The sequence below is a fragment of the Streptomyces sp. NPDC005794 genome (genome assembly GCF_042871445.1).
Lineage (GTDB): Bacteria > Actinomycetota > Actinomycetes > Streptomycetales > Streptomycetaceae > Streptomyces.
On record NZ_JBIAIN010000004.1, the window covers coordinates 291,852 to 318,386 of the forward strand.

At 71.3% G+C, this 26,535-nt stretch carries 23 protein-coding genes and 2 pseudogenes; 8 read left to right on the forward strand and 17 right to left on the reverse strand.

The features are described from left to right. The 4 genes from ACFYQ5_RS08355 to ACFYQ5_RS08370 all read right to left on the reverse strand — a co-directional run bounded on the left by ACFYQ5_RS08355 (position 1) and on the right by ACFYQ5_RS08370 (position 4,622). Positions 1-1,191: a hypothetical protein gene (locus ACFYQ5_RS08355; RefSeq protein WP_389194861.1), complete on the reverse strand. Its 1,191-nt coding sequence runs from the start codon at positions 1,189-1,191 to the stop codon at positions 1-3. Between the two features lie 61 nt (positions 1,192-1,252). Then, on the reverse strand, positions 1,253-2,209 hold the full coding sequence (locus ACFYQ5_RS08360) for an STM4015 family protein (RefSeq protein WP_389194864.1): 957 nt from the start codon (positions 2,207-2,209) through the stop codon (positions 1,253-1,255). A gap of 494 nt (positions 2,210-2,703) precedes the next feature. Beyond that, on the reverse strand, positions 2,704-3,252 hold the full coding sequence (locus ACFYQ5_RS08365) for a GNAT family N-acetyltransferase (protein WP_389194867.1): 549 nt from the start codon (positions 3,250-3,252) through the stop codon (positions 2,704-2,706). A gap of 20 nt (positions 3,253-3,272) precedes the next feature. Then, the gene (locus ACFYQ5_RS08370) at positions 3,273-4,622 is read right to left on the reverse strand and encodes a hypothetical protein (RefSeq protein WP_389194870.1); all 1,350 of its coding nucleotides are present in this window, start codon (positions 4,620-4,622) and stop codon (positions 3,273-3,275) included. A gap of 450 nt (positions 4,623-5,072) precedes the next feature. On the opposite strand from ACFYQ5_RS08370, the gene ACFYQ5_RS08375 reads away from it, so the two are divergent. From ACFYQ5_RS08375 to ACFYQ5_RS08385, 3 genes are all read left to right on the forward strand, one after another. Next, positions 5,073-5,381, forward strand: coding sequence for a hypothetical protein (locus ACFYQ5_RS08375; RefSeq protein ID WP_389194872.1), 309 nt, complete (start codon positions 5,073-5,075; stop codon positions 5,379-5,381). A 69-nt stretch (positions 5,382-5,450) separates the two neighbouring features. Next, on the forward strand, positions 5,451-5,951 hold the full coding sequence (locus ACFYQ5_RS08380) for a hypothetical protein (protein WP_389194875.1): 501 nt from the start codon (positions 5,451-5,453) through the stop codon (positions 5,949-5,951). Continuing rightward, complete coding sequence (locus ACFYQ5_RS08385) at positions 5,936-6,214, forward strand: hypothetical protein (protein WP_389194878.1); 279 nt, start codon at positions 5,936-5,938, stop codon at positions 6,212-6,214. The genes ACFYQ5_RS08380 and ACFYQ5_RS08385 overlap by 16 nt, the downstream gene beginning before the upstream one ends. A gap of 144 nt (positions 6,215-6,358) precedes the next feature. On the opposite strand, the gene ACFYQ5_RS08390 is transcribed toward ACFYQ5_RS08385, so the two are convergent. The 3 genes from ACFYQ5_RS08390 to ACFYQ5_RS08400 all read right to left on the reverse strand — a co-directional run bounded on the left by ACFYQ5_RS08390 (position 6,359) and on the right by ACFYQ5_RS08400 (position 11,645). Continuing rightward, positions 6,359-7,948 (reverse strand): von Willebrand factor type A domain-containing protein, encoded by a 1,590-nt coding sequence (locus ACFYQ5_RS08390; protein ID WP_389194881.1) that lies wholly within the window; start codon positions 7,946-7,948, stop codon positions 6,359-6,361. A gap of 125 nt (positions 7,949-8,073) precedes the next feature. Then, positions 8,074-8,964: an ABC transporter permease gene (locus ACFYQ5_RS08395; RefSeq protein ID WP_389194884.1), complete on the reverse strand. Its 891-nt coding sequence runs from the start codon at positions 8,962-8,964 to the stop codon at positions 8,074-8,076. Beyond that, on the reverse strand, positions 8,961-11,645 hold the full coding sequence (locus ACFYQ5_RS08400) for an alpha/beta fold hydrolase (protein WP_389194887.1): 2,685 nt from the start codon (positions 11,643-11,645) through the stop codon (positions 8,961-8,963). Before ACFYQ5_RS08400 ends, ACFYQ5_RS08395 begins: the two co-directional genes overlap by 4 nt. Positions 11,646-11,776: 131 nt before the next feature. Here ACFYQ5_RS08400 and ACFYQ5_RS08405 point away from each other — a divergent pair, with 131 nt between their 5' ends. The 3 genes and pseudogenes from ACFYQ5_RS08405 to ACFYQ5_RS08415 form a co-directional block, all read left to right on the forward strand. Beyond that, positions 11,777-12,196, forward strand: a complete 420-nt coding sequence (locus tag ACFYQ5_RS08405) for a GNAT family N-acetyltransferase (protein ID WP_389194890.1) — start codon at positions 11,777-11,779, stop codon at positions 12,194-12,196. A gap of 163 nt (positions 12,197-12,359) precedes the next feature. Further along, entirely contained in the window at positions 12,360-12,749 is a 390-nt protein-coding gene (locus tag ACFYQ5_RS08410; protein WP_389194893.1) for a group 1 truncated hemoglobin, read from the forward strand. 140 nt (positions 12,750-12,889) lie between these two features. After that, positions 12,890-13,525, forward strand: a pseudogene (locus ACFYQ5_RS08415) (phosphatase PAP2 family protein); the annotation flags it as partial. 33 nt (positions 13,526-13,558) lie between these two features. Here the strand turns inward: ACFYQ5_RS08415 and ACFYQ5_RS08420 are convergent. The 4 genes and pseudogenes from ACFYQ5_RS08420 to ACFYQ5_RS08435 form a co-directional block, all read right to left on the reverse strand. Further along, positions 13,559-14,242, reverse strand: coding sequence for a response regulator (locus tag ACFYQ5_RS08420; RefSeq protein ID WP_389194896.1), 684 nt, complete (start codon positions 14,240-14,242; stop codon positions 13,559-13,561). 7 nt (positions 14,243-14,249) lie between these two features. Further along, positions 14,250-15,662 carry a sensor histidine kinase gene (locus ACFYQ5_RS08425; protein ID WP_389195376.1) on the reverse strand — a complete coding sequence of 471 codons (1,413 nt, stop codon included), beginning with the start codon at positions 15,660-15,662 and terminating at the stop codon, positions 14,250-14,252. Positions 15,663-15,810: 148 nt separating this feature from the next. Next, positions 15,811-16,437, reverse strand: coding sequence for a DUF4291 domain-containing protein (locus tag ACFYQ5_RS08430; protein ID WP_389194899.1), 627 nt, complete (start codon positions 16,435-16,437; stop codon positions 15,811-15,813). After that, positions 16,430-16,573: pseudogene (locus ACFYQ5_RS08435) on the reverse strand (hypothetical protein); the annotation flags it as partial. The gene ACFYQ5_RS08430 and the pseudogene ACFYQ5_RS08435, both read right to left, overlap by 8 nt. A gap of 278 nt (positions 16,574-16,851) precedes the next feature. Between ACFYQ5_RS08435 and ACFYQ5_RS08440 the strand changes: the two are divergent. Next, on the forward strand, positions 16,852-17,805 hold the full coding sequence (locus ACFYQ5_RS08440; protein ID WP_389194902.1) for a hypothetical protein: 954 nt from the start codon (positions 16,852-16,854) through the stop codon (positions 17,803-17,805). On the opposite strand, the gene ACFYQ5_RS08445 is transcribed toward ACFYQ5_RS08440, so the two are convergent. The 6 genes from ACFYQ5_RS08445 to iolC form a co-directional block, all read right to left on the reverse strand. Further along, a complete protein-coding gene (locus ACFYQ5_RS08445) occupies positions 17,806-18,849 on the reverse strand; it encodes an aminoglycoside phosphotransferase family protein (protein ID WP_389194905.1) in 1,044 nt (347 codons plus the stop codon). Positions 18,850-19,016: 167 nt separating this feature from the next. Next, on the reverse strand, positions 19,017-20,516 hold the full coding sequence (locus ACFYQ5_RS08450) for a CoA-acylating methylmalonate-semialdehyde dehydrogenase (protein WP_389194908.1): 1,500 nt from the start codon (positions 20,514-20,516) through the stop codon (positions 19,017-19,019). 12 nt (positions 20,517-20,528) lie between these two features. Next, positions 20,529-22,445, reverse strand: a complete 1,917-nt coding sequence (gene iolD, locus ACFYQ5_RS08455) for a 3D-(3,5/4)-trihydroxycyclohexane-1,2-dione acylhydrolase (decyclizing) (protein ID WP_389194910.1) — start codon at positions 22,443-22,445, stop codon at positions 20,529-20,531. Continuing rightward, positions 22,442-23,326: a 5-deoxy-glucuronate isomerase gene (gene iolB / locus ACFYQ5_RS08460; RefSeq protein WP_389194913.1), complete on the reverse strand. Its 885-nt coding sequence runs from the start codon at positions 23,324-23,326 to the stop codon at positions 22,442-22,444. Before iolB ends, iolD begins: the two co-directional genes overlap by 4 nt. A 54-nt stretch (positions 23,327-23,380) precedes the next feature. Continuing rightward, positions 23,381-24,271, reverse strand: coding sequence for a deoxyribose-phosphate aldolase (locus ACFYQ5_RS08465; protein ID WP_389194915.1), 891 nt, complete (start codon positions 24,269-24,271; stop codon positions 23,381-23,383). Then, positions 24,268-25,317, reverse strand: coding sequence for a 5-dehydro-2-deoxygluconokinase (iolC, locus tag ACFYQ5_RS08470; RefSeq protein WP_389194918.1), 1,050 nt, complete (start codon positions 25,315-25,317; stop codon positions 24,268-24,270). Before iolC ends, ACFYQ5_RS08465 begins: the two co-directional genes overlap by 4 nt. A gap of 168 nt (positions 25,318-25,485) precedes the next feature. Here iolC and ACFYQ5_RS08475 point away from each other — a divergent pair, with 168 nt between their 5' ends. After that, entirely contained in the window at positions 25,486-26,412 is a 927-nt protein-coding gene (locus ACFYQ5_RS08475) for a sugar phosphate isomerase/epimerase family protein (RefSeq protein ID WP_389194921.1), read from the forward strand. The last annotated feature ends 123 nt before the right edge of the window (positions 26,413-26,535 follow it).

The following is a 26,535-nucleotide window of genomic DNA, read 5'->3' on the forward strand; positions in this document are numbered from 1 at the left end:
TCACGACCTGGCGAGAGCCCCCCGCACGTCCGGGTACTCCACCTCGTCGACGAGGTCGTAGCCGAGCGCGGTCAGCCGGGCCGCGACGTCCTTGGGGCTCCGGCCCGTCAGGCTCGCGCTGCGCAGCACCTTCTCCAGGCGGACCCCGTCCCGGTACGAGCGGTCGACGGTGGCCAGCAGCCGGATGTCCGCCTCGTCGGCGGCCTCGGGCAGCTTCGCGTCCTCGTGCAACCGGTGGCCGAGCTCCGCCAGCCTGGCGGCGACCGACGCCGGGCCGCGCCCCGTGGCGAGGGACCCGCGCAGGACGTGCTCGACCCGCAGCCCGGCGACGGTGTCCGTCCTCAGCCAGGGCCGGCGGCCGTCGAGGTTCTCGCTGAGGAGGACCAGGTCGTCGTCGTCCGGGGAGTCGGGCACCGAACCGTCCGGCATGCCGAGCCCCAGCGCCTTCAGCCGGTCCACGACGTCCTGAGGGCTCCGCCCCGTCTCCCTGGCGACGGCGAGGACGTGGCCCAGGGTCGGCCACATGGACCGGCCGAGCCAGCGGACCGCACCGGTGTCGCCGGTCCTGAGCAGCCGCTCGTCGTCGGCTTCGGGGGTGTACGGCAGCCGGAGGCCGAGGGAGGCCAGCCGCGTGGCGGCGGCGTGCGGGCTGCAGGACAGACGCCGGGACGCGTCCAGCACCTGGGCGGCGGACACCTCGTCATTCCAGCGGAGCCAGGTCCCCTCCCCCCTGGCGTCGGCGCGGATCAGGATGACGTCACGGGGGTCCGGGGTCTCGGGGAGCGGCCCGTCTCCGCCCGTCCGGTAGCCGAGAGCCGTCAGCCTGCGCGCGACGTCGGCGGGGCCGCGCCGGGCCTGCTCCGCCGTTTCGAGGAGCTGGCGCAGGGAGACGGGCTCGGACACGTCGATCCATGAATGCGTGAACGAGGAGACGTTCCCCCTCCTGGTCAGCGCGGCGTCGTCGAGGGCGACCGCCTCGGGCAGCGGTACACCCGCGTCCTGGATGTCGGCGTACCCCAGCGCGGTCAGCCGGGCGACCACCTCGGCGGGGCTCCGGCCCAGCCGGGCGGCCGCGTGCAGCACGTGTCCGTACGGGACCCGCCTGCCGGGTTCCAGTGGGCGCGCGCCGTCCAGGTCACGGCTGGCGATCCGGCGGTCGTCCGGGTCCTCGGGCGTGGGGACGTCGGTCATCGGGCGGGCCTTCCGTCTGCGGTGGGGTGGTGTGCGGGGCGGGCGGCTGGTGCGGGGCAGGTCATTCGGCGACCGCCACGTACCGGCGCGTCTCGTCGTCGACGTCGGTGTCCTCCTCCTGACGGCCGTCGAGGTTCACGCGCACCCCTTGCGGCTCCAGCTCCGTCCAGATCCGCAGCATCATGTCCCGGCTCAGGAAGTGGTGCGAGAGATCGAGCTCCCGCAGGTGGGCCAGCGACTGCCCGGCCAGGAGCGCCTCGGCGCCCTCGTCGCCGAGGGTGCCCATCGACAGGCTCAGCGAGGTGAGCCGGCGTACCACCGGCGCGGTGGCCAGGGCCGCCGCCAACTCGTCCTGCACCGTGCTGTTCTGCAGCCCCAGGTGGCGCAGGGCGGGCTTGCCGACGCCGGTGAGAAGCGGGGCCAGGTGCTCGGCCGTGGTGCCGCCGCCGTAGTAGTCGTCACCGAGCCACAGCTCCAGCCGCTCCAGGGAGGGCAGCGAGGCGGCGGCGATCTGCGCCGCCGCCTCAGGGGGCAGCCCACCGGACTCGACGCGCAGCACCCGCAGCGCCGCGTGGCCCGTCACGGGGAACTGCAGGCCGTCACCGCCCCGCAGGGCCAGCTCCCGCAGACCGGGGAACGCCTCCAGGAGTTCGGTGAGGTCCTCCAGTTCGATCATGGAGATCATCGCCTCCTCGTCCTCCAGATCGCCGAGGAACAGCGCCTCCAGCCCCGAGAACGTCTCGCGCAGACCGATCAGTTCGTGCAGGTCGCTCCCGCCGTCGCTGTCGTACCAGGGGCTGCCGAGGATCAGGGCACGTATCTTCCCCAGGTCGACGGATTCGGTGAACCGCCTCCAGTAGGAATCGGAGCGCTCGTCGCTGGAATACGGGTCGCAGTGCAGCCGCCAGGCCACGGCGTCCGCGTCGGGCAGGTCCACGGGGTTCGCGTAGGCCGGGAAGGTGAAGGCGGGCAGTCCGTGGAACTGCTCGACGTGGTGGACATGGTGGACATAGGACAAGGCGGTGCTCCTGACAGTCCGTTCGATGGCTGTCCGACGTGTTCTACCAGCCGCCACCGACAACACGGGCCTCCAGAAGCGGATCGAGGCCCGCAGAGGACGATCGCCTACACGTCGGTCTGCGCAACTGAGCGCAACATGACCGAGAACACGGGAAAGTCGGCGAATGGCCGCTGGTCTCCGCGCTATGAGTGCCGGGCTGCTGCCGCCCGGTCACGGAAACGTCGCGGACACGTGGGCATGCTTCAAGCAGACGGACGTCCCGTCTCCTCTCACAGCCTCCGCGCCGGCGGCGCGACCGACCTCGGCATGAACAGCGCCACCGAGAAGGGCCTCGAGAACGCCGGCCGCTGGGCCAAGGGGTCACCGATCCCGCGGACCGTGTACGTACGCCCCGCCCAAGGAGACCGAGCGCGACCTCTTCGCGAAGGTGCCAAGCCACGACAGCGCGCCCGCCACGTCGGTGCCGGGCGGCTGACTATCACACTGAGTGGCTACCGAGAGGCCCAGTCGTCCTCGACGATCGCGTGCACCACCGAGTCGCGCCACTTTCCGGCTCTCTCGATGTGTTGCCGGATGATGCCCTCCTCCACCATGCCCGCCTTCGCCATGGTCCTTGCCGACGCCTCGTTCAGAGGCGATCGTGCTCCCCAGATGCGGTGAAGCTTCAGGTCCTCGAAGCCGAGCCCGAGGAGGAGGCGTACCGATTCGACGCCGTACCCGGATCCCCAGACCTTGGCGTTCAGCGCGAAGCCGAAGGTGGCGCCGCGGGGCTGGTGTGGGTCGGTGGCTATGCGGCCGAACCCGATCAGGTCGTCGCTGTGCCTCTCGACGATTGCGAGGGCGTACTCACTGCGAGGTGACGCGCCGGCCGAGGCGACGGAGCGAGCGACGATCTGCCCCACCTGTGCTCGCGTCCGTGGCTCGAACGACATGTGCTTCGTCGTCTCGCGGTCTCCGTAGATCGCGAGAATAGCGTCTACGTCATCGATGGTGAGTTCGCGAAGTTCCAGGCGCTCGCTGGAACGGCTGATCGGGTACATGCAGGGACTGTATCCCGGGCCTACCGAGGCAGAGCAGGGCGAGACGGCTCATACATGCCGATCTCGGTGCGCAGGTCGCCTGCCAGTGCTGTGGTGCCCATCGAGTTACGGCCGAGCGCACTCCTCACCCGCTCGGCGGACCTGACGATCCCGTTGTTCCTCAGGCCCGGGGCCAGGTCGAGGACAGGACGAATCGCCGCTGCCGCACCGTCCAGGTCCTCGGCGTACAGCCGGACGAGAGCCAGGTTGCACTGTGAGCCGGCGAGATCGCCGAAGGCCCAGTGCGACTGCTCGCGATCGCTGAAGCCACGCACTGCCTCCTCCGCCCGCGCTGCGAGTTGGGTGTCGCCGTGGCCGAGAAGCACCTCCGACTCGACCACGTAGTAGAGCTGCTCCAGCTCCGGGTAGGTAAGCAGGCCTCCCAGCGCGTCCAGGTCATCGGGCACCACCAGTTCGCGAAGCGACTCCGCCCTCTGGTTGGCTGCCCGCACGGCCCCTTCGTCGCCGAGGAGCGCTGCGGCGCGGGCCTCGAGCCCGGGAAGCCACACGCTGACCGTGCCCCTCTGGTCGGGAGCATAGGTCGACCCCTGCCGGGCGTAGTGCAAGGCGTCGTCGGGCCGGCCCGCCCAGTAGGAGATGAGGGACTTGAGCCCGTCAACCACGGCCATCAGACCGGTGTGTTCGGCCTCCTTCGCGCAGAACGCGGCGACGCGGGCCTGCTGCAGGGCGACCTTGGACTCACCCATGTCGTGGGAGCCCTTCGCCATCAGAAAGGTGAGCACCGTAGCCATGAAGTGCAGTTCCCTGAGCTGGGAGGGGCGAGCTCGTCCGCCTTCGAGGATCCGGAATGTGTCTTCCTGTGCGTTGGCCAGGTCCTCCCAGATCTCCGACAAAGGGATGCGGGGGTACAGCTCCACAATCCGGGCGACCTCGTCCTGAAGGAAACCGAGAGCTTCGTCGCCTACCTGGTCGCGTTCCGCACCCAGAGCGAAATCCATTGCGCGTCGTGCTGCCATTACGCCCGTCCTTTTCATCTCGTGCATGGCCAAGCCGGTTTCGGCCGGACTTTCTGCGCGTGACGTGCCGAACAGCGGGGAGAGCTCCGGCACCGTACCGTCCGGGACTTCGGTCCACAGCTGGTCGATGCTGTAGCCCAGGAGGCGTACCAACACCCTCCGGGCCTCCCGTTGGGGTCTGCGGGTGCCGTAGTACCAGCCCTCGAAGGTTGCCTTCGCCGGAGTGAGAGTCGCGATGGCGGGGTTCTCTTCGAACGCCGCCAGCTCACGCGCAGCCTTCTTGAAGTAGGGCAGAAACGCTGCGAGGTCGCGGAGCTCACGCTGGTCGAGCAGGTACCGGAGCAGCGTTGGCATGGTCTCCCTCATCTCCTGCACGTTTTGCATGTCACTGGCGTCGACGGTAGAGCCCCGCCCTCAACAAGTTGCCCCGAAACCAACATGCTCAGCGGCACCGAGGTAACTCCGAGGAAAGTACGAGGTTCGACGTCAACCTGCGTGCGCGCTCCGAGGGAGAGACGGGACTAGGTCTGGAAGGCGGGCGTCGCCAGGCTCGTACTTGCCCTTGCTGACAGTGCCGGTACGAACCATTCGCGTAACCAGGGAGTCCCTGTGTCCATCGAAACCGCACGGCCGCCAGCGCACCCGGACGGTGCGGCGGATCACCGCTTACCTCTCGGTAGCCGGCCGACGCATTCGTCGGATCCCTTGCCGAGCTCCCCGGTCGATCGCGAGTGGAGCAGGGTGTTCCCGCTCGAACCCGGTGCAGCACAACTGGCGCGTTTACACGCCCGGACCCGGCTGACGATGCTCCGGCAACAGGGTGGCTGTGGGCCGGTCATTGAGGACCCCGAGGCCGGGTGGCTCTACTGGCTGGTCCCGCCCGGGTCCTGTACCCGCTGGGAGCCCCATGAGTACGCCGTGTGCCTCGGTGGCCCTCACACGATCACCCTGCCGGCCCTGAACCGCTCCGCACCCCCGGGCCCGTACTGGCTCCGCCCCTCGGCGAGCGACCGCCTTGTGCCGCTCGACCCGCTCCGGCAGGCCCTTGCCCTGTGCCGGCCCGAATCGACACCCCATGCCGCGCTCGCTGAACTGCTCGGCCTCACCCTCTGACTCCGCGCCGGGGCGGACTCCGACCCGCTTCGACACCAGGGCCTGCATTGAGCTACATCGGAGGATGCTGTGCTGGAGACCGTCCCCGACCACGAGACCGCCGACGACCGGCCGTACTACGCCCGCAAGACACCCCGTCGACGGTCAAGTCCCAACGGCAGGCTGACCGCACTGCGCTGCGGCTTTCTCGAGAACGTCCTCTCCGCCATAGCGAAGAGCCGTCCCATCAAGGTCTGTACGTACGTGCTGGCCACACCAGGGACCGACGTCGACGGCACGCACGCGCGCCTCGGCAAGTACGCCGCCGAGCGGGGGTGGCGCGTGCACGGGGAGCACTTCACCGACCAGCTCATCGGCGGCTCGACGCAGACCGACGTACAGCCGGAGTTCGACAAGGCCTGCTCGCTCGCCGGCGGGGGCTTCCTCGACGGCATCCTCTCGACCGGCCGGGAAGCCATGCCCGTCGGCGACGACACGTACGAGAACTGCTTGCGCTGGCTGAACGACCACTACGCCTTCATCGCCTACCCGAAGCCGACTTCCGAGGGAACACCGTGGACAGACCGGTAGCGCCGTACGTGATCTCGTGGACGGGCGAGAGCACGACGTCCGCGGACGTAGTGATCACCCCGGCCGGCGTCGCCTACCCCGACCCGGCACAGGACACACCGAAACGCGACCTGGACAACGTGCTGTGGGAGCTGTGCGGCGGAACGGCGACCGGGCAGCCCCGTACGCCGCCGAACTCCACCCCACGCGCCGGAACGCCGCGACGGAAGGCCTTCTCTGCGCCGTGCGCAAGAAGCCGGCCGCACGCGTCCGACACGGCATGACGTGGGTTCTTCCTCTTCCGGACGGCGACCCGACACGCACACGGTGGGACGGCGTCCGTCCCGAGGAAGGCGCCCTCGTCCTGGCTGCGGCAGAGATCGCGGTGGAGCGGCGGCGGGTTCCATCGCCCCGCTGAGCACGCCCTGTCAGCCGACTTCGCCCTCGCCCCCGTCGCCGGGCGGTTCGTCGCCGGCACCGTTCGTGATGCGGTCGGCCTGCTCGATCGCCGTGGCGAGCTTCTCCACCGAGCTGTCCTCGGTGGAGGCGGCCAGCTTCCGTGCGCGGTCGGCGAGTTCGCCGAGTGCGGGTGTGCCGGGCAGGTCTCCGCCGCGCAGCGTGTCCGCGAAGTACGCCGCCACCGCGGTGACCTGGAGCCGCGGCGACGCGCCGTCCCAGAGCTTCCCGTCGATCGCGCCGGTCTCCACCGACCCGGTCTCCTCGCGCGCCTTCCGCGTCTTCGGGTCCTGCCAGCGCACCGTCGCCGTCGCCACGCGGCCGGAGGCGCCCTCACGGAGCCGTACGGCGTAGAGCGCGGTCACGGTGTGGCCGGGGCCCACCTCGCCGCCGTCGACGCTGTCGTCCCGGAAGTCGTCGTCGGCGACCTTGCGGTTCTCGTAGCCGATGAGCCGGAACTGCTTGACGGTCTCGCGGTCGAAGGCCACCTGGGCCTTGGCGTCGCGGGCCCGGAGTTCGACATGGGCGGGCAACTGGTCGACGAAGACCTTCCTGGCCTGGGTCTCGTCGGCGATGTAGGTGGTGTTGCCGTCGCCCTTGTTGGTGAGCTGTTCCATCAGCGCGTCGCCGTAGTCGCTGCCGACCCCGACGCCGAACAGGGTGACGCCGTACTCCTCGCGTGCGTCGCCGATGCGTTCCAGGATCGCGTCGGCGTCGGTCTCGCCGGTGTTGGCGAGCGCGTCGGAGAGCAGGACGACCCGGTTGGTGGCGCCCTTGCGGTGTCCCTCGACCGCTTCCTCGTAGCCCCGCTCGATGCCGGCGGCCACATTCGTGGAGTCGGCCGGTTCCATCTCCTCGATGGCGTCCCGGACCTTGGTGCGGTTGCCCTGGAGGCGGGTCATCGGCAGCCGGGTCTCGGCCTCGCCGCTGAAGGTGACCAGGGATACGGAGTCGTCGTCGCGCAGTTCGTCGGCGAGGATGCCGAGCGAGGTCTTCGCCAGGTCGAGACGGCCGGGTTCGGACATCGACCCGGAGATGTCGATGACGAAGGTCAGTGCGGCGGGCGGGCGTTCAGCGGTGTCCGAGGCCGCCTTGGTGGCCAGCCCGACCCGTACGAGCGACCAGTCGGAGGCTGCTGCCCCGGGGCGGGCGCCGTCGACGCTCACGGCGAACCCGTTGCCCTTCGGCCGCTCGTAGCCCTGGCGGAAGCTGTTGACGAATTCCTCCGGGCGCACCGTGTCGGCGGTGGGCAGCTGCCCGTCGCCGAGGGTGCGGCGCGCGTATCCGTAGCTGGCGGTGTCCACGTCGAGGGCGAAGGTCGACAGGTAGTCGGGGGCCGCGCTCTCCCGCGCCGTTCCGTCCTCGGCCTGACTCGCCCCGGCCTCCTCCGGCCCCGGCGCGGCGGAGGGCTGCCTGCCCCCCGCCGGCCCGCGGTTCTCGGCGACGCCGCGGTCGGCGGACGTCTCGGTGGTCGTACCCCCCGCGCCGCAGCCGGTGATCAGGATCCCGCCCGCCAGCAGGAGCGCGAGCGCTCCGCGATGTGTCCGTGCCCTGCGTTCCACGTGTACCCCCACGTCGTCGACAACTGTGAATGTGACGTACGAGGTGGCCGGGCGGAGTCGTCAGAAGCGTTGCGGAACCGTCTCGATGGCGCAACAGCAGGCGGCTGCGGGGCGGAACGTCAAGGTCAGGACACGATGTCCTTACGACTGAACCCCCGGAAGGCGAGCGCGAACAGGATCAGGGCATAGGTCACCGATACGGCTGCTCCCTTCACCATCCCGCCCCAGGCGAGTTCGGGCTGGAGCGCGTCGGCCCACGCGAACTGCCAGTGCGCGGGCAGGAACTCGCGCCAGGTACCGAGTGCGGTGACCGCGTCCAGGACATTGCCCACGATGGTCAGTCCGACCGCGCCGCCCACCGCGCCGAGCGGTGCGTCCGTCTTCGTCGACAGCCAGAACGCCAGCCCGGCGGTGACGAGCTGGGAGACGAAGACGAAGGCGACGACGAGCGCGAGGCGCGGCACGGTGTCCGAGGTGCTGAGCTCGCCCCCCGTGGGCAGCCGCAGCGGCCCCCAGCCGTACGCCGCGGCTCCCGCGCCCAGGGCGACGAGCGGCAGGATCACCATCGCGGCGAGGCTGAAGCCGAGCGCCACGACGAGCTTGCTCCACAGCAGCCTGGCCCGGGGCACGGGCGCCGCGAGCAGGTAGCGCAGCGAGGACCAGCTCGCCTCGGAGGCGACCGTGTCCCCGCAGAACAGGGCCACGGGAACGACCAGCAGGAAGCCGGCGGAGACGAAGAGGCAGGTCGCCGCGAAGTTCGCGGCGGACTCCGTCGCGACGTCCATGAGGTTGATCCGCGAACCGCCTCCGCCCCCGCCTCCCTCACCGCCGCCGGGGGTGCCGCCGACCGCGAAGGCGATGATCAGGACGAACGGCAGGGCCGCCAGCACCCCGAACATGAGCAGGGTGCGCCGCCTGCGCAGCTGCCTCATCGCCTCCACGCGCAGCGGCAGGGTCCGGCGGGCGTGGTATCCGGGGGCTTCGGCGAGGGCCTGGATCTCTGGTGCGGAGCTCATGCGGATCCTTGGGAGATGAGGGTGAGGAACGCGTCCTCCAGGCGGCGGTGCGGCCCGACTCCCGTCACCGGCACGTCGAGACGCACCAGTTCGGAGACCAGCCGCTCGGCTGTGGTGCCGTCGAGACGGACCAGCAGGCCGTGGCCGTCGTCCAGCCGGACGGCGGAGCCGATGCCAGGAAGGGCGGCCACCTTGTCCACGAGCGGCTCGGTCACCTCGTCGGCCGTGGTGACGAGCAGCGTGTCGCCGGAGCCGGTGATCTCGGCGACCGGGCCGGCCTGGACGAGCCGGCCGCGGTCCATGACCACCAGGTGGGTGCAGGACTGTTCGACCTCGGAGAGGAGGTGGCTGGAGACGATCACGGTGCGGCCTCCGGCCGCGTACCGGATCATCACGTCCCGCATCTCGCGGATCTGGGGCGGGTCGAGGCCGTTGGTCGGTTCGTCGAGGATGAGGAGGTCCGGCATGCCGAGCATGGCCTGGGCGATGGCGAGACGCTGCCGCATGCCCTGGGAGTAGGTGCGCACCGCGCGGGCCAGGGCGTCGCCGAGTCCGGCGATCTCCAGGGCCTCCTCGATGTGGGCGTCCTCGGTGGGCCGCCCGGTGGCCTGCCAGTACAGCTCCAGGTTGGAGCGGCCCGACAGGTGCGGGAGGAAGCCGGCGCCTTCGACGAAGGACCCCACGCGGGACAGCACGGGCGCACCGGGGCGGATCGCGTGCCCGAAGACGCGGATCTCTCCGGCGTCGGGGGTGATGAGCCCCATCAGCATGCGCAGGGTGGTGGTCTTGCCCGCGCCGTTCGGTCCGAGGAGGCCGAGGACCTGCCCCTTCTCGACCTGGAAGCCAAGATCGCGTACGGCGTACCGGTCGGCGGACTTGGCGTACTTCTTGGACAGCCCGGTGATCTGCAGCGGTACGCCGGTCAGCGCCGGGTCCGGGGCGGGGGTCGCGGTGCGCCGGCGTGCGGTGAGCAGGAGGGCGGCGGCGATGACGAGCGCGGCCGCCGGGAGGCCCCAGGTCCACCAGGGCATCGTGGTCGCGGCGGTCTTCACGGCGGGGGCCGTGGGGACGGTCAGCGCCCCGTCGAGGGAGACGGTGTACGTCGCGGGCTCGGCGGGTGAGGCGTAGGCGAGGTCCGTCGCGGAGAGGACGAGACGGAGGCTGTGCCCGGCGTCCACCTCGTGGTCGACGGCGGGCAGGGTCAGCTCGACCGGCTTGCCCTGCTCCTCGGGGGTGATCCGGTAGGGGGAGACGAGCTGCGAGGGCAGCACCTGCTGCTTCCCGTCCGGCGAGACGTCGTAGACCTTGCCGAAGAGCACCGCGTCGCCCTGGTCCGCCTTCACGTGCACACGGACGGTGGGCGATCCGGTGACGTGTACGGCGCTCTTCAGCGGGGCGGAGTCGAAGCGCGCGTACTGCCCGGGGAAGTCGAGGGAGAACCCGACGCCGAGCGAGGACAGCTGGGAGAGCCCGCCGCCGACGCCGGGGACGGCGGAGATGGAGGGCGGGTTCGCTCCGGCGGGGTTGCGGAAGGTCTGGGCGCCCTGCCCACCGGCCGCGGCGGACGGCAGCCCGGCCCCGGTCAGGGGGATCTTCCGTCCGCCGCTGGTCAGCCCGGGGTAGGTGGCGCTGCTCGCGCCGCGCTTCAGGGCCGCGCCGTCGGTGGAGTCGACGCCGCCGGTGCGGGTCACACGGAACCCGGGCCCGGTGTCGGCGCCCTTGTCGTCCTTCAGGTACCGGTCGAACCAGGCACCGACCCGGCCTTCGACGCGATCCCCCTCGTCGTCCCCTCCGTCGTGCCCGCCGGCGATCCAGTCGACGGACACGGGCGCGCCGTTGGCCTTGATGGCCTTGGCCATGGCGTCGGCCTGGCCGAGCGGGAAGAGCGAGTCGCTCTGGCCCTGGAGGATGAGCGCGGGTACGTCGATCCGGTCGGCGACAGCCTCGGGGGAACGTTCCGTCAGGAGCCGGCGGGCGGCGGCGTCCGGCTTGCCGCTGACGGCGACCCGCTCGTACATCTCGCACAGCTGCTTCTCGAACTTCTCGCAGCCGCCGCCGGAGCTGACGAAGATTCCGGCCCAGAGTTTCTTGAACACCCCGTCCGGGAAGAGCGCGTCGGCGAGGTTCCAGTAGCTGATCACCGGTGCGATGGCGTCGACCCGCTCGTCGTACCCGGCGGCGAGCAGTGACACGGCGCCGCCGTACGAGGCGCCGGTGACACCCACGCGCGGGTCACCCTTCGCGTCGAGCTCGACCTCGGGCCGCTCCGCCAGCCAGTCGATGAGCCCGGACACGTCCTTGACCTCGCCGTCGGGGGCGTTGAGCGTGATCTCGCCGCTCGTCCTGCCGAAGCCCCGGGCGGACCACGTCATGACGGCGTACCCGTCGGCGGCCAGCTTCTCGGCCTGGGCACGCACCTCGTTCTTGCTGCCGCCGAAGCCGTGCCCGATGAGGACGGCGGGCCGGCGCTGCGTGCCACCGGACGTGAAGTACGAGGTGTCGACCGATACCCCGTTCATCTTCATCATCCGGTCGTGCCGGTGCACGGGCGGTTCACTGTCGTCGGCAACGGCGGTCCAGGTCCCGGCGCCCACGAGCACGGCGAGGGCGGCGACGACCGCGGCCCACCGGCCTGGGGTACGGGGCAGCCGGTGCCGCCACCGGGAAGTCGGTTTCTCCATGACTCGACCCTAAACGGGACGCGCGGTGCACCAGGATGCCGTCAGGGGGAAGTCCGCAGCCTCCCTGAGAGGTACGGCACGGCCCACCCGTACTACGGATGCGGTACGCCGCCGTCACGAAAGGTTCATACGTGAACATCCGCCCCGCCACCACCACCGCGGAGCTCCTCGCCGCCGCGCATCTCTACGACGCCGAGCCCCGCCCCGAGTGGGCGGCCCGCTTCCTGGCGGCCGACGGCCATCTGATGCTGATCGCGTACGTGGACGGCGTCCCCGCCGGATTCGTCTCAGGCATCGAGATGCTGCACCCGGACAAGGGCACGGAGATGTGTCTGTACGAACTCTCCGTCGACGGGCCGTATCGCCGCCGAGGTGTCGGCCGGGCGCTGACGGAGGCCCTCGCGGCCGAGGCGCGGGAGCGCGGCTGCTACGGCATGTGGGTCGGTGTCGAGCGTGACAACGAGGCGGCGCTCGCCACGTATCGCTCGGCGGGGGCGGCGGACGACGGGGGGTTCGCGATGCTGACCTGGGAGTTCGGCGACGCGTCCTGAGCACGTCCCGGTGTGCCGGGCCCCGACGCGCACGGGCCGACCCTCAGGTGACGGCCATGTGTACGGGTGCTCACACACCACGAGGGTCCCGCATGTGAGCAAAGTAACCGGTGGGCAACGGCGCGCTCACCCGCCCGCAAGGGAACGGGCGGAGCCTGCTCACATGACAGACACCGCAAAAGATCCCATTCAGGCTGCCCCCACGCTCTTCGAGAGCATCGGCGGAGCGGACGCGGTCGAAGCCGTGGTCGACATCTTCTACGGACGTGTCCTCGCGGATCCCGAGCTCAGCGGATATTTCGAGGGCCGGGACATGGAACGACTCAAGCGGCACCAACGCCTCTTCGTGGGACAGGCGTTGGGTTCCAAGGCGCCGTATCCAGGACGGACGATGCAGCGCGCGCACGAGGGGCTGGCCATCACGAGCGAGGCGTTCGACCGCGTCGTCGGCCACCTGGCCGCTGCGCTGAAGGAAGCGGGCCTGGACGACGCCACCATCGGCACGATCGCGCAGACCCTGCTGCCGCTGAAGCCCGACATCGTCACCGCCTGACAGCGGATGCCCGCGTACCGAAGCCCGCGTGGGTGATCCCTGACCGCACCTCGCGCGGGCGTCACCCCTGACGTTCGTCGTATGCGGTCCCTGCCGTTCGGCCAGGGCGCCCGGCCTGCTGCCGCTCGTACGTTCGCGGCATGAAGAACCCACATTCCCGGGCCGCACGCCCGCTCCGGGCTGCAGCCCTTCTGGCTGCGGCCGCCGGCGCCGTCGCACTCCTGTCACCTGGTGGGCTCGGCCGGGCCGAACCGACCGAGGTGACCCAGGGGGTCTCCGTGTCCGTGTACCGGTCGTTGACGGCGACGGTCGCGGACGCGCCCAGTTGGCTGGCCCACCTCCTGGAACCGGTCACCGAGCTCACCCTGGTCGTCCTGGGCTTGATGCTGCTCCTGCTCTGCTGGACGGCGGTACGCCGCACGGACGCGCGCCTGGCTGCCGGAACCGTCCTGACCGGCGTCGGCACGGTGACGGCGTACGCAGTCAGCGAGGCGCTGAAACTGGTGGTCGACGAGGAACGCCCGTGCCGGGCCGTGCCCGGTGCCGAAGCGTTCGCCGCGTGTCCGGAGGCCGGCGACTGGTCGTTCCCCAGCAACCACGCCACTCTGGCCGCCGCACTGGCGACGGGGCTGGCGCTCCGGCGGCCCCGACTGGCCGCCGTGACCGTGCCGTTGGCCGTGGCGGCAGCACTGCTGCGGGTCCTGACAGGGGTCCACTACCCGCACGACGTGCTGGCCGGCTCACTGCTCGGCGCGGCCGTGGTGGCGGCGTTCGTGATCGTCGCCCAACGGCCGGTGGAGCACGTCGCGTCAGCCGTTCTCCACCGTATGCGGGGGCACGACGCCCGCCTCGTGGGCCACGACGGCGGCAGCGGCACGGTTGTCCACCCCGAGGCGGGACAGGACGGAGCTGACGTGCGCCTTGACCGTTCCCTCCACCACATGGAGTCGCCGGGCGATCTGCCCGTTGGACAGTCCGCTCCCGAGGAACGACAGCACCTCGCGTTCCCTGGGCGTCAGTCCGGCGACCCTCTCCCGGGCGGCGGCCCGGCGCCCGGCCTGGGTGCCGGCTCCGCCCGACGCGAGGTGCGCGACCACGCGCGCGGCGACCTTCGGTGACAGATAGGCGGCGCCGTCGGCCACCGCCCGTACGCCCGCGAGGAGTTCCTCGGGCTCTCCCGACTTGATCAGGAAGCCGGCGGCCCCGCAGCCGAGCGCCCGGAGGATGTAGTCGTCCTCACCGAACGTCGTGAGCATGATGACGCCGGTGGCGGGAACGGTCCGGCGGATCTCCGCCGCGGCGTCGATGCCGTTGGTCCTCGGCATCCGTACGTCGAGGACCGCCACGTCGGGGCGGTGGAGCCGCACGAGCTCCACCGCCTCGTGTCCGTCGCCGGCCTCGGCGACGATCTCGATGTCCGGGTCGGTGGACAGCACGGCCCGCACGCCCGCCCGGATCATCGGCTCGTCGTCGGCGATCAGCACCCGGGTCATCGCGCGCTCACGCGGCGAGGGCGTCGAGGGAGACCAGCGTGTCCTCGCGGAAGCAGAGCCGGTAGGCGTCCCCGGACCGGCTGTCGAAGCGGTCGGCCGTCATCGCGTAGTACTCGCACGTCACCCCTCGTCCCTCGGGCCGCTCTCCACCGTCCGGCCGGTGGACCGACTGGCGGTCCGGCAGCACCCGCCGCACCTCCGCACGATCCTGCCCCACCCGCAGCCGGGCGTAGTCACCCGGATCGAGTGTCGACCGTGCCGCTGACACCATGTCCCACCCCGTCACCACGGCACCCAGCACCGCTCCCGCACCCAGCGGGACCAGGAGCGCGGTGGCCAGGGTGTGGCGCGCGCGCCGGCGTGCCGTACGGAACTCGGCCGGAGCTCCGCCCTCGGGGCCACCGGCCCGGGCCGGTGCTGGACGGTCCGGCAGCCGTGCCGGAAGGCGATGCGGCAACCGGGCGGACACGGCGAAGCCGCCGTCGTCCCGGGGCCCGTGCTCGAAGGTGCCACCGGCGAGCCGGACCCGCTCGTCGAGCCCGATGAGCCCCCGGCCTCCCTCCCTCGGCGGCCGTCCGGCGGCCTTCGCGGCACCGTTGACGACGGCCACCTCGGTCTCGGTCTCCGTGTGCCTGACCTGGACCGTCGTCGCCGCACGGGGGGCGTGCCTGGCCACATTGGTCAGTGCTTCCTGCACGACCCGGTGCACGGCCCGCCCGACGACGGGAGGAAGCCCGTCCGCCTCCCCGTCCACCCGCAGTTCGACCCTCAGCCCGGACTCGGCCGCATCGCCGACCAGTTCGGAAAGCTCCCGCCCGTGCGGCCGCAACGGCGGCCCCTCCGTGTTCTCACTCAGCACGCCGATCACTTCGCCCAGGCGCTCGACCGCCGTGGCAGCCCTTGCCCTGATGTCCTGGGCGGCGCGCCGCTGCTGTTCGTCGAGACCGGGTGCGAGCTTGAGGGCGCCCGCCGACAGGGCGATCAGGCTGAGGTCGTGGCCGAGCACGTCGTGCATGTCCTGCGCGATCCGGGCCCGTTCCGCCAGCCGGGCCTGTTCGGCGACCAGCCGCCTTTCCCGCTCCAGCCGTTCGGCCTTCTCCCAGCCGGCCCGGACCAGCTCCTGGTACTGCCGCCAGAACCGCCCCGCGAACCAGGGCAGCAGAACGCCCAGAACCATCACCCCCACGAACCGGGTACCGAGGGCGAGCAAGGACGGCACCAGTGAGGCGGCCACCACTCCGGCGGCGAGCACGGCGGCCAGCGAGCAGACGGCCGCCCCGGTACGCCCGGGGCCCCGCCCCGCCAGGAACGCGGCGACCACGGTCGGCACGGCCCACCACGGACTCACCAGGCTGAGCCCGCCGGACACGGCCACAGCGGCAGGCACCACGACAGCCGCCACGCGCGCCCGGTCGTACACCCCACCGGAACCGGGACCCCGCCGGTCGTCCTCAGCCGGTCCGCCACACTCCTCGGCCACGCTCCGGTGCGGAATCGGGTTCAGGTTCAGGTTCGGGTTCACCGGCCCGACGGTACGGAATCCGAAGGCCGTCCGGCACTGCCGAAAGTCAGGGTCGTGTCCGGGAGGCCGGGGGCACCGGGCGAGGAGCACGGAGTTCGAGCGGTGTCTCCACGGGCAGCAGGGCGGCGGCCTTCTCCCGTTCCCCCGACCGGACGGCCGCGTGCACCTCACGGGCCAGCGGCGTGACATCGCGGACGGACACCATCCACTCGTCCGCGTACCGCCGGGCGGCTTCCCCGGAGAGCCCCAGCTGGAGGGACCGGTACGGCAGAGGGTTCAGGTCCAGATCGCGCTCGGGGTCCCACTGGACGCGTGCGGGAGCCGATCGCAGCGCCCGCTTCCACGCGCTCTGATCCTGGTGCACCTCGCCCACGTAGTGCGAGAGTTCGGCGTTCTCCAGCGCCCATGCGAAGCCCTCGCGGCTGATCTCGACGGCGAGCACCGTCTCCTGACCCTCTTTCGTGCCCCAGCCGCAGCGGTACATCATCCACAGGAAGCTCGGCTTGATCCACGTCATGCGGTCGCGCTTCCAGACGGGCGGGAAGCGCCCGTCGCGGGCGGCGGGCAGTCCGATCGCGGGCGGATAGGCCTGATACACAGTGACGGTGGAGTCGGTGTGCTGCGCGCGGATCTCGTAACGAGGCGGGTGGGTCTGGTGGGTCTGGTCATTCATACGCCCCAGAATGCGGGACCCCGGCGATCACAGCACATGAAATTCGCTCCGTGGTACGGCCCGCCTCGGCCTCACCGTTGAACGCGGACCACGCATCGGCCCCGCACATGAGCGTCGGGCCGTGGGGCCCCTTGCTGTCACGGAGACCCGGACCCGTTTCCGGTCAGGTGGGAGTTCACGGTCTTCGGAAACAGGGGCTACACCGTCACGCACAGCCTGGAGAACCCCGCCGTCGGTGTCCGGCCCGCTGTATGACATCGCCACCGACCGTATACGGAAGGCTTTCTCGTGACCCGCACCACCCCGCCCCGTCCCCTCGACGTGGAAGCGGCTTTCCCTGCCCTTGCAGCCCACCGGCGCACGACCACACGGCTGCACCCACGTCACGGCGTTCCCGGGGTGCAGGAAAGTTCGGTGGCGGGCCCGCTGCTGTGGCCTGCCGACGAACCGTGGCCGGTGTGCACGGCCGTGCACCCGAAGGGCACGGGCCACCTCCTCTCCGATGTGCGCCGGCGCCGCCGGATCCAGGAGGATGCCCGGGAGAGGGAGTACACCGAGGAGGAACAGCACCTGCTCGACGGTATGACCCAGGGCAATCACCTTCCCGATCTCCATGACGACGCCCCGCTGCCGATGCTGGCCGTTGCACAGCTGTACGCACAAGAGATTCCCGATCTCGTGGGCCCCGAGGACCACGACCTGCTGCAGGTCTTCTGGTGCCCGTTCGAGGTGCACGGCGCCGACCGCACCATCGACGTCGTACTGAAATGGCGACGGTCCACCGACGTCGGCGCCGTACTCATGCCACAGCCCGAACCGCCGGTGGTCGGCCGCGAGGAATGCGTGCCGAACATGTGCGTCGTACACCCTGAGCGCGTCGTGGAGCACGAGTATCTCGGCCTCCTGGAGGAGGAACTCCAGGCGGCGATCGACGAGTGGGAGGAGGCGCGCCTCGACGAGGACGATGCGGACGAATACAGCTCCGCTCCACCAGCAAGCTACGCGACGTATGAAGAGTACGAAGAGGCGATGGCCGCAGCCGAAGCTGCCGAGCCCGAGGAGATCAACTACATGAGCGATCTGTCGATCGCCCCTGGCTGGAAGGTCGGCGGCTTTGCTTCCTGGCACCTGACCGACCCCGCTCCGGTCGACTGCGAGGTGTGCGGGGCAGCGATGCCGCCCCTGCTCACCGTGGACATGTGGGAGTGTGACGGGGCCTCACGGAGCTGGCTGCCGATCGAGGACCGGGACTCCGGCCACGACCCACACGTGACCAACCCGACTGATGTCTACCTCGGCCGTGGCCTGATGCGCGTGCACACCTGCCCCGTTGATCCCGCCCACCCGCACCGCCTGAGCTTCCAGTGACTACTCCGGGCGCCGTTCCGGCACCGGCCGCACTGCGGGCCAGCGGTCGAGGACCGCGCGGCGCAGGTCCGCCGCGAGAGCGCCGAGGCCCTGTAGGGCCCCGTGAGGTGTGGCCATGTCCGCGACCACGCCCAGCCGGTGGGCGAGGCGTTGGCGGGCGGTCGCCGTGCCCCAGGTCCAGTCCTCGGCCGGGACGCGGGCCAAGTGGTCGGTGGCGCCTCGGTGGGCGCGTTGTACCAGGGCGTCGCCCCTGATCAGCCAGCCCGCGCAGGCGTCGGCGAGGCCGGTGTCCGGGAGCGGGGTGCCGGTCTCGGTGTGCCAGGCCGTGCGGTAGGCGGTCTCCGCCCGCTCCAGCAGAGGGCCCGCCGCCCTCGTGACGCACCAGCAGGTCGGGAAGCCGATGCGGAGATAGGCGAGTTCCATCAGGTTGCTGCCCAGGGACGCCTGCTCGAAGTCGATGAACCTGACGCCGTCCGGGGTGTGCAGATCGTTGCCGGGGCATGGGTCGCCGTGGAGCAGTGCGGTCCCTTCCGCCCGGCCGAGGCGGTCCACGAGGGCATGGAGCTCGTCCCGTACCCCCGGTGTCGCGGAGACCCCGAGGCTCTCGGCCAGGGTGAGGAACGAGGTGACGTCGGCCCCGGTCGGGCCCTGCCAGCGGGGCAGGGTTCCCGCGTCGCCGGGGCCGGCGGTGGCGTGCAGCCTCGCCAGGGCCGCCGCGTAGTCGACGATCCAGTCGGCGGACGGCCGCCGCTCGTCGAGGTGTTCGAGGACGAGGACCCGCTCGACGGGGTCGGTGCCGAGGAGCGCGGGAACGACCGGGGAGCCGGAAGCCCTCGACGCGATGGTCAGGGCGGCGACCTCGCGCTCGTACCGCTCGTCGGCCTCGGGGCCCGCCACCAGCTGTTTCAGTACGGCCGACCGCCCGGCGAGCTCGATGCGCCAGACCCGTGAACGGGGGCTGCTCCCGAGCTCGGCCGGGCGTACGGGCGGGCCGAGCCGGTCCCTCAGTACCTCGGCGAACGGGAGCTGCGATGCCGACACCATGCGCTCAGTCTTTCAGCCCGAGGCCGACCGTGCACGCACCGGCGGAAGTGCGACCGGCTTGATGCTTCTACAACTCCGCCTGGTCAACGGAGAGTTGAGGGAGTGAATACGCCGAAGCGCCATCCGGCCAGAGAGCCCACTGAACTTCACGTGCGTGGAGCGGAAACTCAGTGGTTGCGGGGGAAGCCGAGGTCCACGCCCGCCGGGGCGTCGGCCGGGTCGGGCCAGCGGGTGGTGACGACCTTGCCCCGGGTGTAGAAGTGCACGCCGTCGTTGCCGTAGATGTGGTGGTCGCCGAAGAGGGAGTCCTTCCAGCCACCGAAGGAGTGGTAGCCGACGGGCACCGGGATCGGGACGTTGACGCCGACCATGCCGGCCTCGATCTCCAGCTGGAAGCGGCGGGCCGCCCCGCCGTCACGGGTGAAGATCGCGGTGCCGTTACCGAAGGGCGAGGCGTTCATGAGGGCGACGCCGTCCTCGTACGTCTCGACGCGCAGGACGCACAGGACGGGGCCGAAGATCTCGTCGCGGTAGGCGTCGGAGTCCGTGGAGACGTTGTCCAGGAGGGACAGGCCGATCCAGTGGCCGTCCTCGAAGCCGTCAACGGTGTGCCCGGTGCCGTCGAGGACGACGTCGGCGCCCTGTGCGGCGGCCCCGGTGACGTAGGAGGCGACCTTGTCGCGGTGGGCGGCGGTGATCAGCGGGCCCATCTCGGAGGCGGGGTCCGTACCGGGGCCGATCGTGATCTTCTCGGCGCGCTCGCGGATCTTCGCGACCAGCTCGTCCGCGACGGAACGCACGGCGACCACCGCGGAGATGGCCATGCAGCGCTCACCCGCGGAGCCGTACGCGGCGGAGACGGCTGCGTCGGCGGCGGCGTCCAGGTCGGCGTCGGGGAGGACCAGCATGTGGTTCTTGGCGCCGCCGAGCGCCTGGACACGCTTGCCGTGGGCGGAGGCCGTGGCGTGGATGTACCGGGCGACGGGGGTGGAGCCGACGAAGGAGACGGCGGCGACGTCGGGGTGGGCGAGGAGCCCGTCCACGGCGACCTTGTCACCGTGCAGGACGTTCAGCACCCCGTCGGGCAGCCCGGCCTCCGCGGCGAGCTCGGCCAGCAGGTTGGCGGCCGACGGGTCCTTCTCGCTCGGCTTGAGGACGAAGGTGTTGCCGCAGGCGATGGCCAGCGGGAACATCCACATCGGCACCATGGCGGGGAAGTTGAACGGCGTGATGCCGGCGACGACGCCGAGCGGCTGCCGGATCGAGGAGACGTCGACCCGGCTGGAGACCTGGGTCGACAGCTCGCCCTTGAGCTGGGTGGTGATGCCGCAGGCCAGCTCGACGATCTCCAGGCCGCGGGCGACCTCACCCAGCGCGTCGGAGTGCACCTTGCCGTGCTCGGCGGTGATCAGCGCGGCGATCTCGTCGCGGTGGGAGTCCAGCAGGGCACGGTAGCGGAAGAGGACGGCGGTCCGGGCGGAGAGCGAGGAGGTGCCCCACGTCTCGTACGCGGTCTTCGCGGCGGACACCGCGGCGTCGACCTCCTCGGTGGAGGCGAGCGCCACCTGGGTCGTGACGGCGCCGGTCGCCGGGTCGGTGACCGGACCGTGATGGCCCGACGTGCCCTCGACGCTCTTGCCACCGATCCAGTGGTTGACGGTCTTCATGAGCGTGCTCCTTCACAGGTGGCGGCGTCGGGCTGCGATCTGCCGGTCGTACTCTTTCCTGGCCTCGACCGCCGACGGGCGGGTCGCGGTTTCGGCTACGGGAACATCCCACCACGCCTGTGCCGGGGGAGGCCCCGACACTGTGTCTGCCGTTTCGGTCTCGACGTAGACACAAGTGGGACGGTCCGCGCCGCGCGCCTCGGCGAGGGCCTGGCGCAGCTCCCCGACGGTCCCGGCGCGCAGCACCCGCATGCCGAGGGAGGCCGCGTTGGCGGCGAGGTCGACGGGCAGCGGGCCGCCGGTGAACGCCCCCTCGGCGGTGCGGTGGCGGTAGGCGGTGCCGAAGCGTTCGGCGCCGACGGACGCGGAGAGACCGCCGATGGACGCGTAGCCGTGGTTCTGCAGGATGACGAGCTTGACGGGCAGGCCCTCCTGTACGGCGGTGACGATCTCGGTGGGGTTCATCAGGTACGTACCGTCGCCGACCAGGGCCCAGACGGGCCGGTCCGGTGCCGCGAGCTGGACGCCGAGGGCGGCGGGGATCTCGTATCCCATGCAGGAGTAGCCGTATTCGACGTGGTACTGGCGGGGGGAGCGGGTCCGCCACAGCTTGTGGAGGTCGCCGGGGAGGGAGCCCGCCGCGTTGATCAGGATGTCGTCCTCGGTGACCAGCTCGTCCAGCAGCCCGAGGACCTGTGCCTGGGTGGGCCGGGCGTCGGGGTCCTCGGCGGCGAAGGCCGCGTCGACGCGCTGCTCCCAGCGGTCCTTGGCATCGGTGTACGCGCTCTCGTAGGCGGGGTCGACGCGGTGTCCCCGGGCGCCGAGTGCCTCGCCGAGCGCTTCGATCGCGGTCCGGGCGTCCGCGACGAGGGGGAGGGCGGCGAGCTTGTGGGCGTCGAACCCGGTGATGTTCAGGTTGAGGAAGCGGACCGCGGGGTCGGCGAAGAGGGTGCCGGACGCGGTGGTGAAGTCGGTGTAGCGGGTGCCGATGCCGATGACCAGGTCGGCCTCGCGGGCGAGCCCGTCGGCCGTGGCGGTGCCGGTGTGGCCGATGCCGCCCACATCGGCGGGGTGGTCGTGGCGCAGGGAGCCCTTGCCGGCCTGGGTGGAGGCGACGGGGATGCGGGTGGCGGCGGCGAACGCGGCGAGGGTCTCCTCGGCGCCGCTGTGGTGGACACCGCCGCCCGCGATGATCAGGGGGCGGCGCGCCGAGCGCACCGCTCGGACGGCCTGCTCCAGCTCGTGAGGATCGGGGGCCGGCCTGCGTACGTTCCAGACGCGCGTCGCGAAGAACTCGGCCGGCCAGTCGTACGCCTCGGCCTGCACGTCCTGCGGCAGCGCGAGCGTGACGGCGCCGGTGTCCGCCGGGTCGGCGAGGGTCCGCATGGCCTGGAGGGCCGCCGGGATCAGTGCCTCGGGGCGGGTGATCCGGTCGAAGTAGCGGGAGACGGGGCGCAGGCAGTCGTTGACGGACACGTCGCCGGTGTGCGGCACTTCGAGCTGCTGGAGCACGGGGTCGGCGGGTCGGGTCGCGAAGGTGTCGCCGGGCAGGAGCAGCACGGGCAGGTGGTTGACGGTGGCGAGCGCGGCGCCGGTGACGAGGTTGGTGGCGCCGGGGCCGATGGAGGTGGTGACGGCGTGGGCGGAGAGCCGGCCCGACTGACGGGCGTACCCGACGGCGGCGTGCACCATGGCCTGTTCGCTGCGGCCCTGGAGGTACGGCATCGCGGGGCCGGATTCGACGAGCGCCTGTCCGATGCCGGCGACGTTGCCGTGGCCGAAGATGCCCCAGGTGACGTTGATCAGACGGTGGCGCCGGCCGTCGCGCTCGGTGTACTGGCGGGCGAGGAAGGCGATGAGGGCCTGGGCGGTGGTGAGCCTGCGGGTCGGCTTCGAGGCGGTGCGGGGCGTGCTGTGTGGTGTGGTCACCGGGCGGCCTCCACGTCGTGGAGCGGCAGTCGGGGGTCGACGGGCTCCGTGGGCCAGGTGTCGCGGATCCAGCGGTGGTCCGGGTGGTCGCGGATCAGCCACTCACGCTGCTCGCCCGGACCGGCCATCACGTTCAGGTAGTACAGGGTGCGGCCGGGCGGGGCGATGGACGGCCCGTGCCAGCCGTCGGGGATGAGGACGGCGTCCCCCGTGGCGACTTCGGCGAGGACGTCCGTGCCTCCGGGGCGGGACGGCGACACCCGGTGGTAGCCGAGGCCGTCGCCCTCGACCTCGAAGTAGTAGATCTCCTCCAGCACGGACTCGGCGCCGGGGTGGTGCTCGTCGTGCTTGTGCGGCGGGTAGGAGGACCAGTTGCCGCCGGGGGTGAGGACCTCGACGGCGATGAGCCGGTCGCAGTCGAAGGTGTCGGCGGCGGCGAAGTTGTGCACCTGACGCGAGCAGGCACCGGCACCGCGGAGCTCTACCGGTACCTCCGGCGCGGGGCCGTAGCGAGCGGGGAGTCGTCGCTCGCACTTCGCTCCTGCCAGGGCGAAGCGGCCTCCTGCGCCGGAGGCGATCTGGGCGAGGGCGTCGCGTGGGACATAGGCGAAATCGGTCACTGCACCGAACACGTCTGTCCTGCCCAGCAGTTCAAAGATCTCACCTGCCGCCTGCACCGTACAGGCACCGGACAACGGAAGGATGATCCATTCGCTCTCCCCGGTTACCAGCGTATGAACACCACCTGGCTCCAGCTCCAGGACGCGCAGGCTCGACCGCTCCCACCCGGCGCGCTCCGGGCCGATGTCGAGGGCGTAGGGGCCTTGTGCGGACTCGCCGGCCCTGAGGTGGTACCTCTGCTGCTCGTCGGTCGTCTTCATGGCTCATCCCTACCCGTCGTCCCGCTCGTTCACAGAAGACCCGGCGCCAGACGTTCACAACAGCCCCACAGCCGTGTCGACCGCGCCGGCCACGTCCCCGTCGGCGGGGTAGAGCAGCGAACGCCCCACCACCAGCCCCTGGACGGTCGGCAGCCGCAGTGCGCCGCGCCATTTCTCGTACGCCGTGTCCGGATCTCCGGTGACCTCGCCGCCGAGCAGGACGGCGGGGAGGGTCGAGGCCCGCATCACCCGGTCCATGTCGCCGGGGTCGTCGGTGACGGGGACCTTGAGCCAGGTGTACGCGGACGTCCCGCCGAGGCCTGAGGCGATGGCGATGGAGGTGGTGACGGCGGCGGCTCCCAGGTCGGTGCGGAGCCCGTCGCGGGTGCGGTGGCAGAGGAACGGCTCGATGAAGACCGGCAGTCGGAGGGCGGCCATCTCGTCCACCGTGCGCGCGGCGGTGTGCAGGGTGTCCAGGGAGCCCGGGTCGTCGTGGTCGATCCTCAGCAGGAGTTTCCCCGCGTCGTAGCCGTGGCGGAAGAGGTCGGCGGGGCGGTGGCCGGTGAAGCGGTCGTCGAGCTCGAAGGCGGCTCCGGCGAGGCCGCCACGGTTCATGGATCCGAGGACGACCTTGCCCTCCAGGGCGCCGAGGAGCAGCAGGTCCTCCAGCACGTCGGCGCCCGCGAGCACCCCGTCGACGCCGGGGCGGGCCAGGGCCAGACACAGGCGTTCCAGCAGGTCGAAGCGGTCGGCCATGGCCAGGTCGTCGTCGCCGACGGCGAGGGCGCCACGGGCCGGGTGATCCGCCGCGATGATCATCAGTCGGCCGGAGGCACCGACGAGGGGGCGCCTGCGGCGGGCGGCGGCGGCCTCGGCGACGGCCTCGGGGCGGTGGGTACGGAGCCGGACGAGATCGGAGACTCCGGCCGCGGCGGGCGGGGTCATGGCGTGGCTCCCGTGACTCCGGTGACTTCTACGGCCTCCACGGCTTCTACGGCTGCACCGACGACGCCGTCGGCCAGGGCCCGTTCGACCTCGTGCGGGAACGGCATCGCGGACGAACAGGCGAGGCGCGAGGCGACGATGGCCCCGGCGGCGTTGGCGTAGCGCATGACGCGTTCCGTGTCCCAGCCGGCGAGGAGCCCGTGGCAGAGGGCACCGCCGAAGGCGTCCCCGGCGCCCAGCCCGTTCACGACGTCGACGGGGAGGGGCGGGATCTCGGCGGTGGTGCCGTCACGGTGGGCGGCGAGGACACCCGCCGGCCCCTGTTTGACGACGGCGAGTTCGGGCCCGGCGGCGAGCAGGGCGCGGGCGGCCGCATGCGGCTCGCGTTCGCCGGTGGCGATCGCGCACTCGTCGAGGTTGCCCACGGCGACGGTGGCGTGGGTGAGCGCCTCGCGGTAGTGGGCGCGGGCTGCTTCGACGTTCCCGTCCTGCCCGTCACCCCAGAACATGGGGCGCCAGTCCAGGTCGAAGACGGTGACGCGCGGCTGCCCAGGCGTGTCCGGTGCCGCACCACGGGCCCGGAGTGCGGTCAGGGTCGCGGTGCGGCTGGGTTCGGCGCACAGTCCGGTGCCGGTCATCCAGAAGACCCGGGCGGTCCGCACCGCGTCCAGGTCGAGCTCGCCGCTGCGGATCTCCAGGTCGGGTGCCTTGGGCTGCCGGTAGAAGTAGAGCGGGAAGTGGTCCGGCGGGAAGATCTCGCAGAAGGTGACCGGGGTCGGATACTCCGCCACGGCGCTCACCCACCGGTCGTCCACCCCGAACTCCTCCAGCGCCCGGTGGAGGTAGTCACCGAAGGCGTCCCTGCCGGTCCTGGTGATCACAGCCGTACGCCGTCCCAGCCGGGCGGCGGCCACCGCCACGTTGGACGGCGAGCCGCCGAGGAACTTCCCGAACGTCTCGACCTCGGCCAGCGGTACGCCGGTCTGCAGCGGGTAGATGTCCACCCCGATCCGCCCCATGGTGATCACGTCGTACGGCTCAGGCATACGCATCCCTTCGACCCGGTACTCCGGCCCGGCATCTCGTCCCGGGAGTCGGCCACGGCCGGGCGGCCGCTCCCAGGTCTAGCCCTCACCAGGAACCCTGTCAACACTTTGTCCGGACATTCGGACGAACTCTTGACACGTCTCCCGGAGGACTGGAGGGTGGGCGATATGACCTCCTCCGTACCCTCTCCGGCCCGCATCCGCATCGGTTCGGCACCCGATTCGTGGGGAGTGTGGTTCCCCGAAGACCCGCAGCAGGTGCCCTGGGAGCGGTTCCTCGACGAGGTGTCCGAGGCGGGCTACGAGTGGATCGAGCTCGGCCCGTACGGCTACCTGCCGACCGACCCCGCCCAGCTCGCGGACGAGACCGCCCGCCGGAATCTCGCCGTCTCCGCGGGAACCGTCTTCACCGGATTGCACCACGGCCCGGCGGTCTGGGACCGGACCTGGGAGCATGTCGCGGGCATCGCGGCACTCACCCGGGCGATGGGCGCCGGGTATCTGGTGGTCATCCCCTCGTTCTGGCGGGACGACAAGACGGGCGAGGTGCTGGAGGACCGCACGCTCACCCCCGCGCAGTGGCGTGACCTCACCACCCAGACGGAACGCCTGGCCCGCGAGGTCCGGGACCGCTACGGGCTGCGGATCGTGGTGCACCCGCACGCCGACACGCATATCGACAGCGAGGAGAACGTCAACCGCTTCCTCGACGCCACCGACCCCGGCCTGGTCTCCCTCTGCCTCGACACCGGCCACTACGCGTACTGCGGCGGGGACAGCGTGAAGCTCATCAGGACCTACGGCGAACGGATCGGCTATCTGCATCTCAAGCAGGTCGACCCGGCGGTGCTCGCCGATGTCGTGGCGAACGAGGTGCCGTTCGGTCCAGCCGTGGCGCGCGGCGTGATGTGCGAGCCGCCGGGCGGAGTGCCCGCATTGGAACCCGTACTGGACGCCGCGCGCGCCCTGGGTACCGACCTGTTCGCCATTGTCGAGCAGGACATGTATCCCTGCCCGCCCGACAAGCCGTTGCCGATCGCACGCCGCACCCGGGAGTTCCTCCGCATCTGCGGGCCCGCGCGGCCGTCCTCCTGAGTCGCACCCCACTCTTCCCGTCACGGCAGTCACTCCTCCGTCACGTATGTCCGCGTTCCGCCGAACCCGCGTCACGGGTTCGAGACGCACCCTGCCCCGCCCGGGACGCCCTCGTTCACCGGA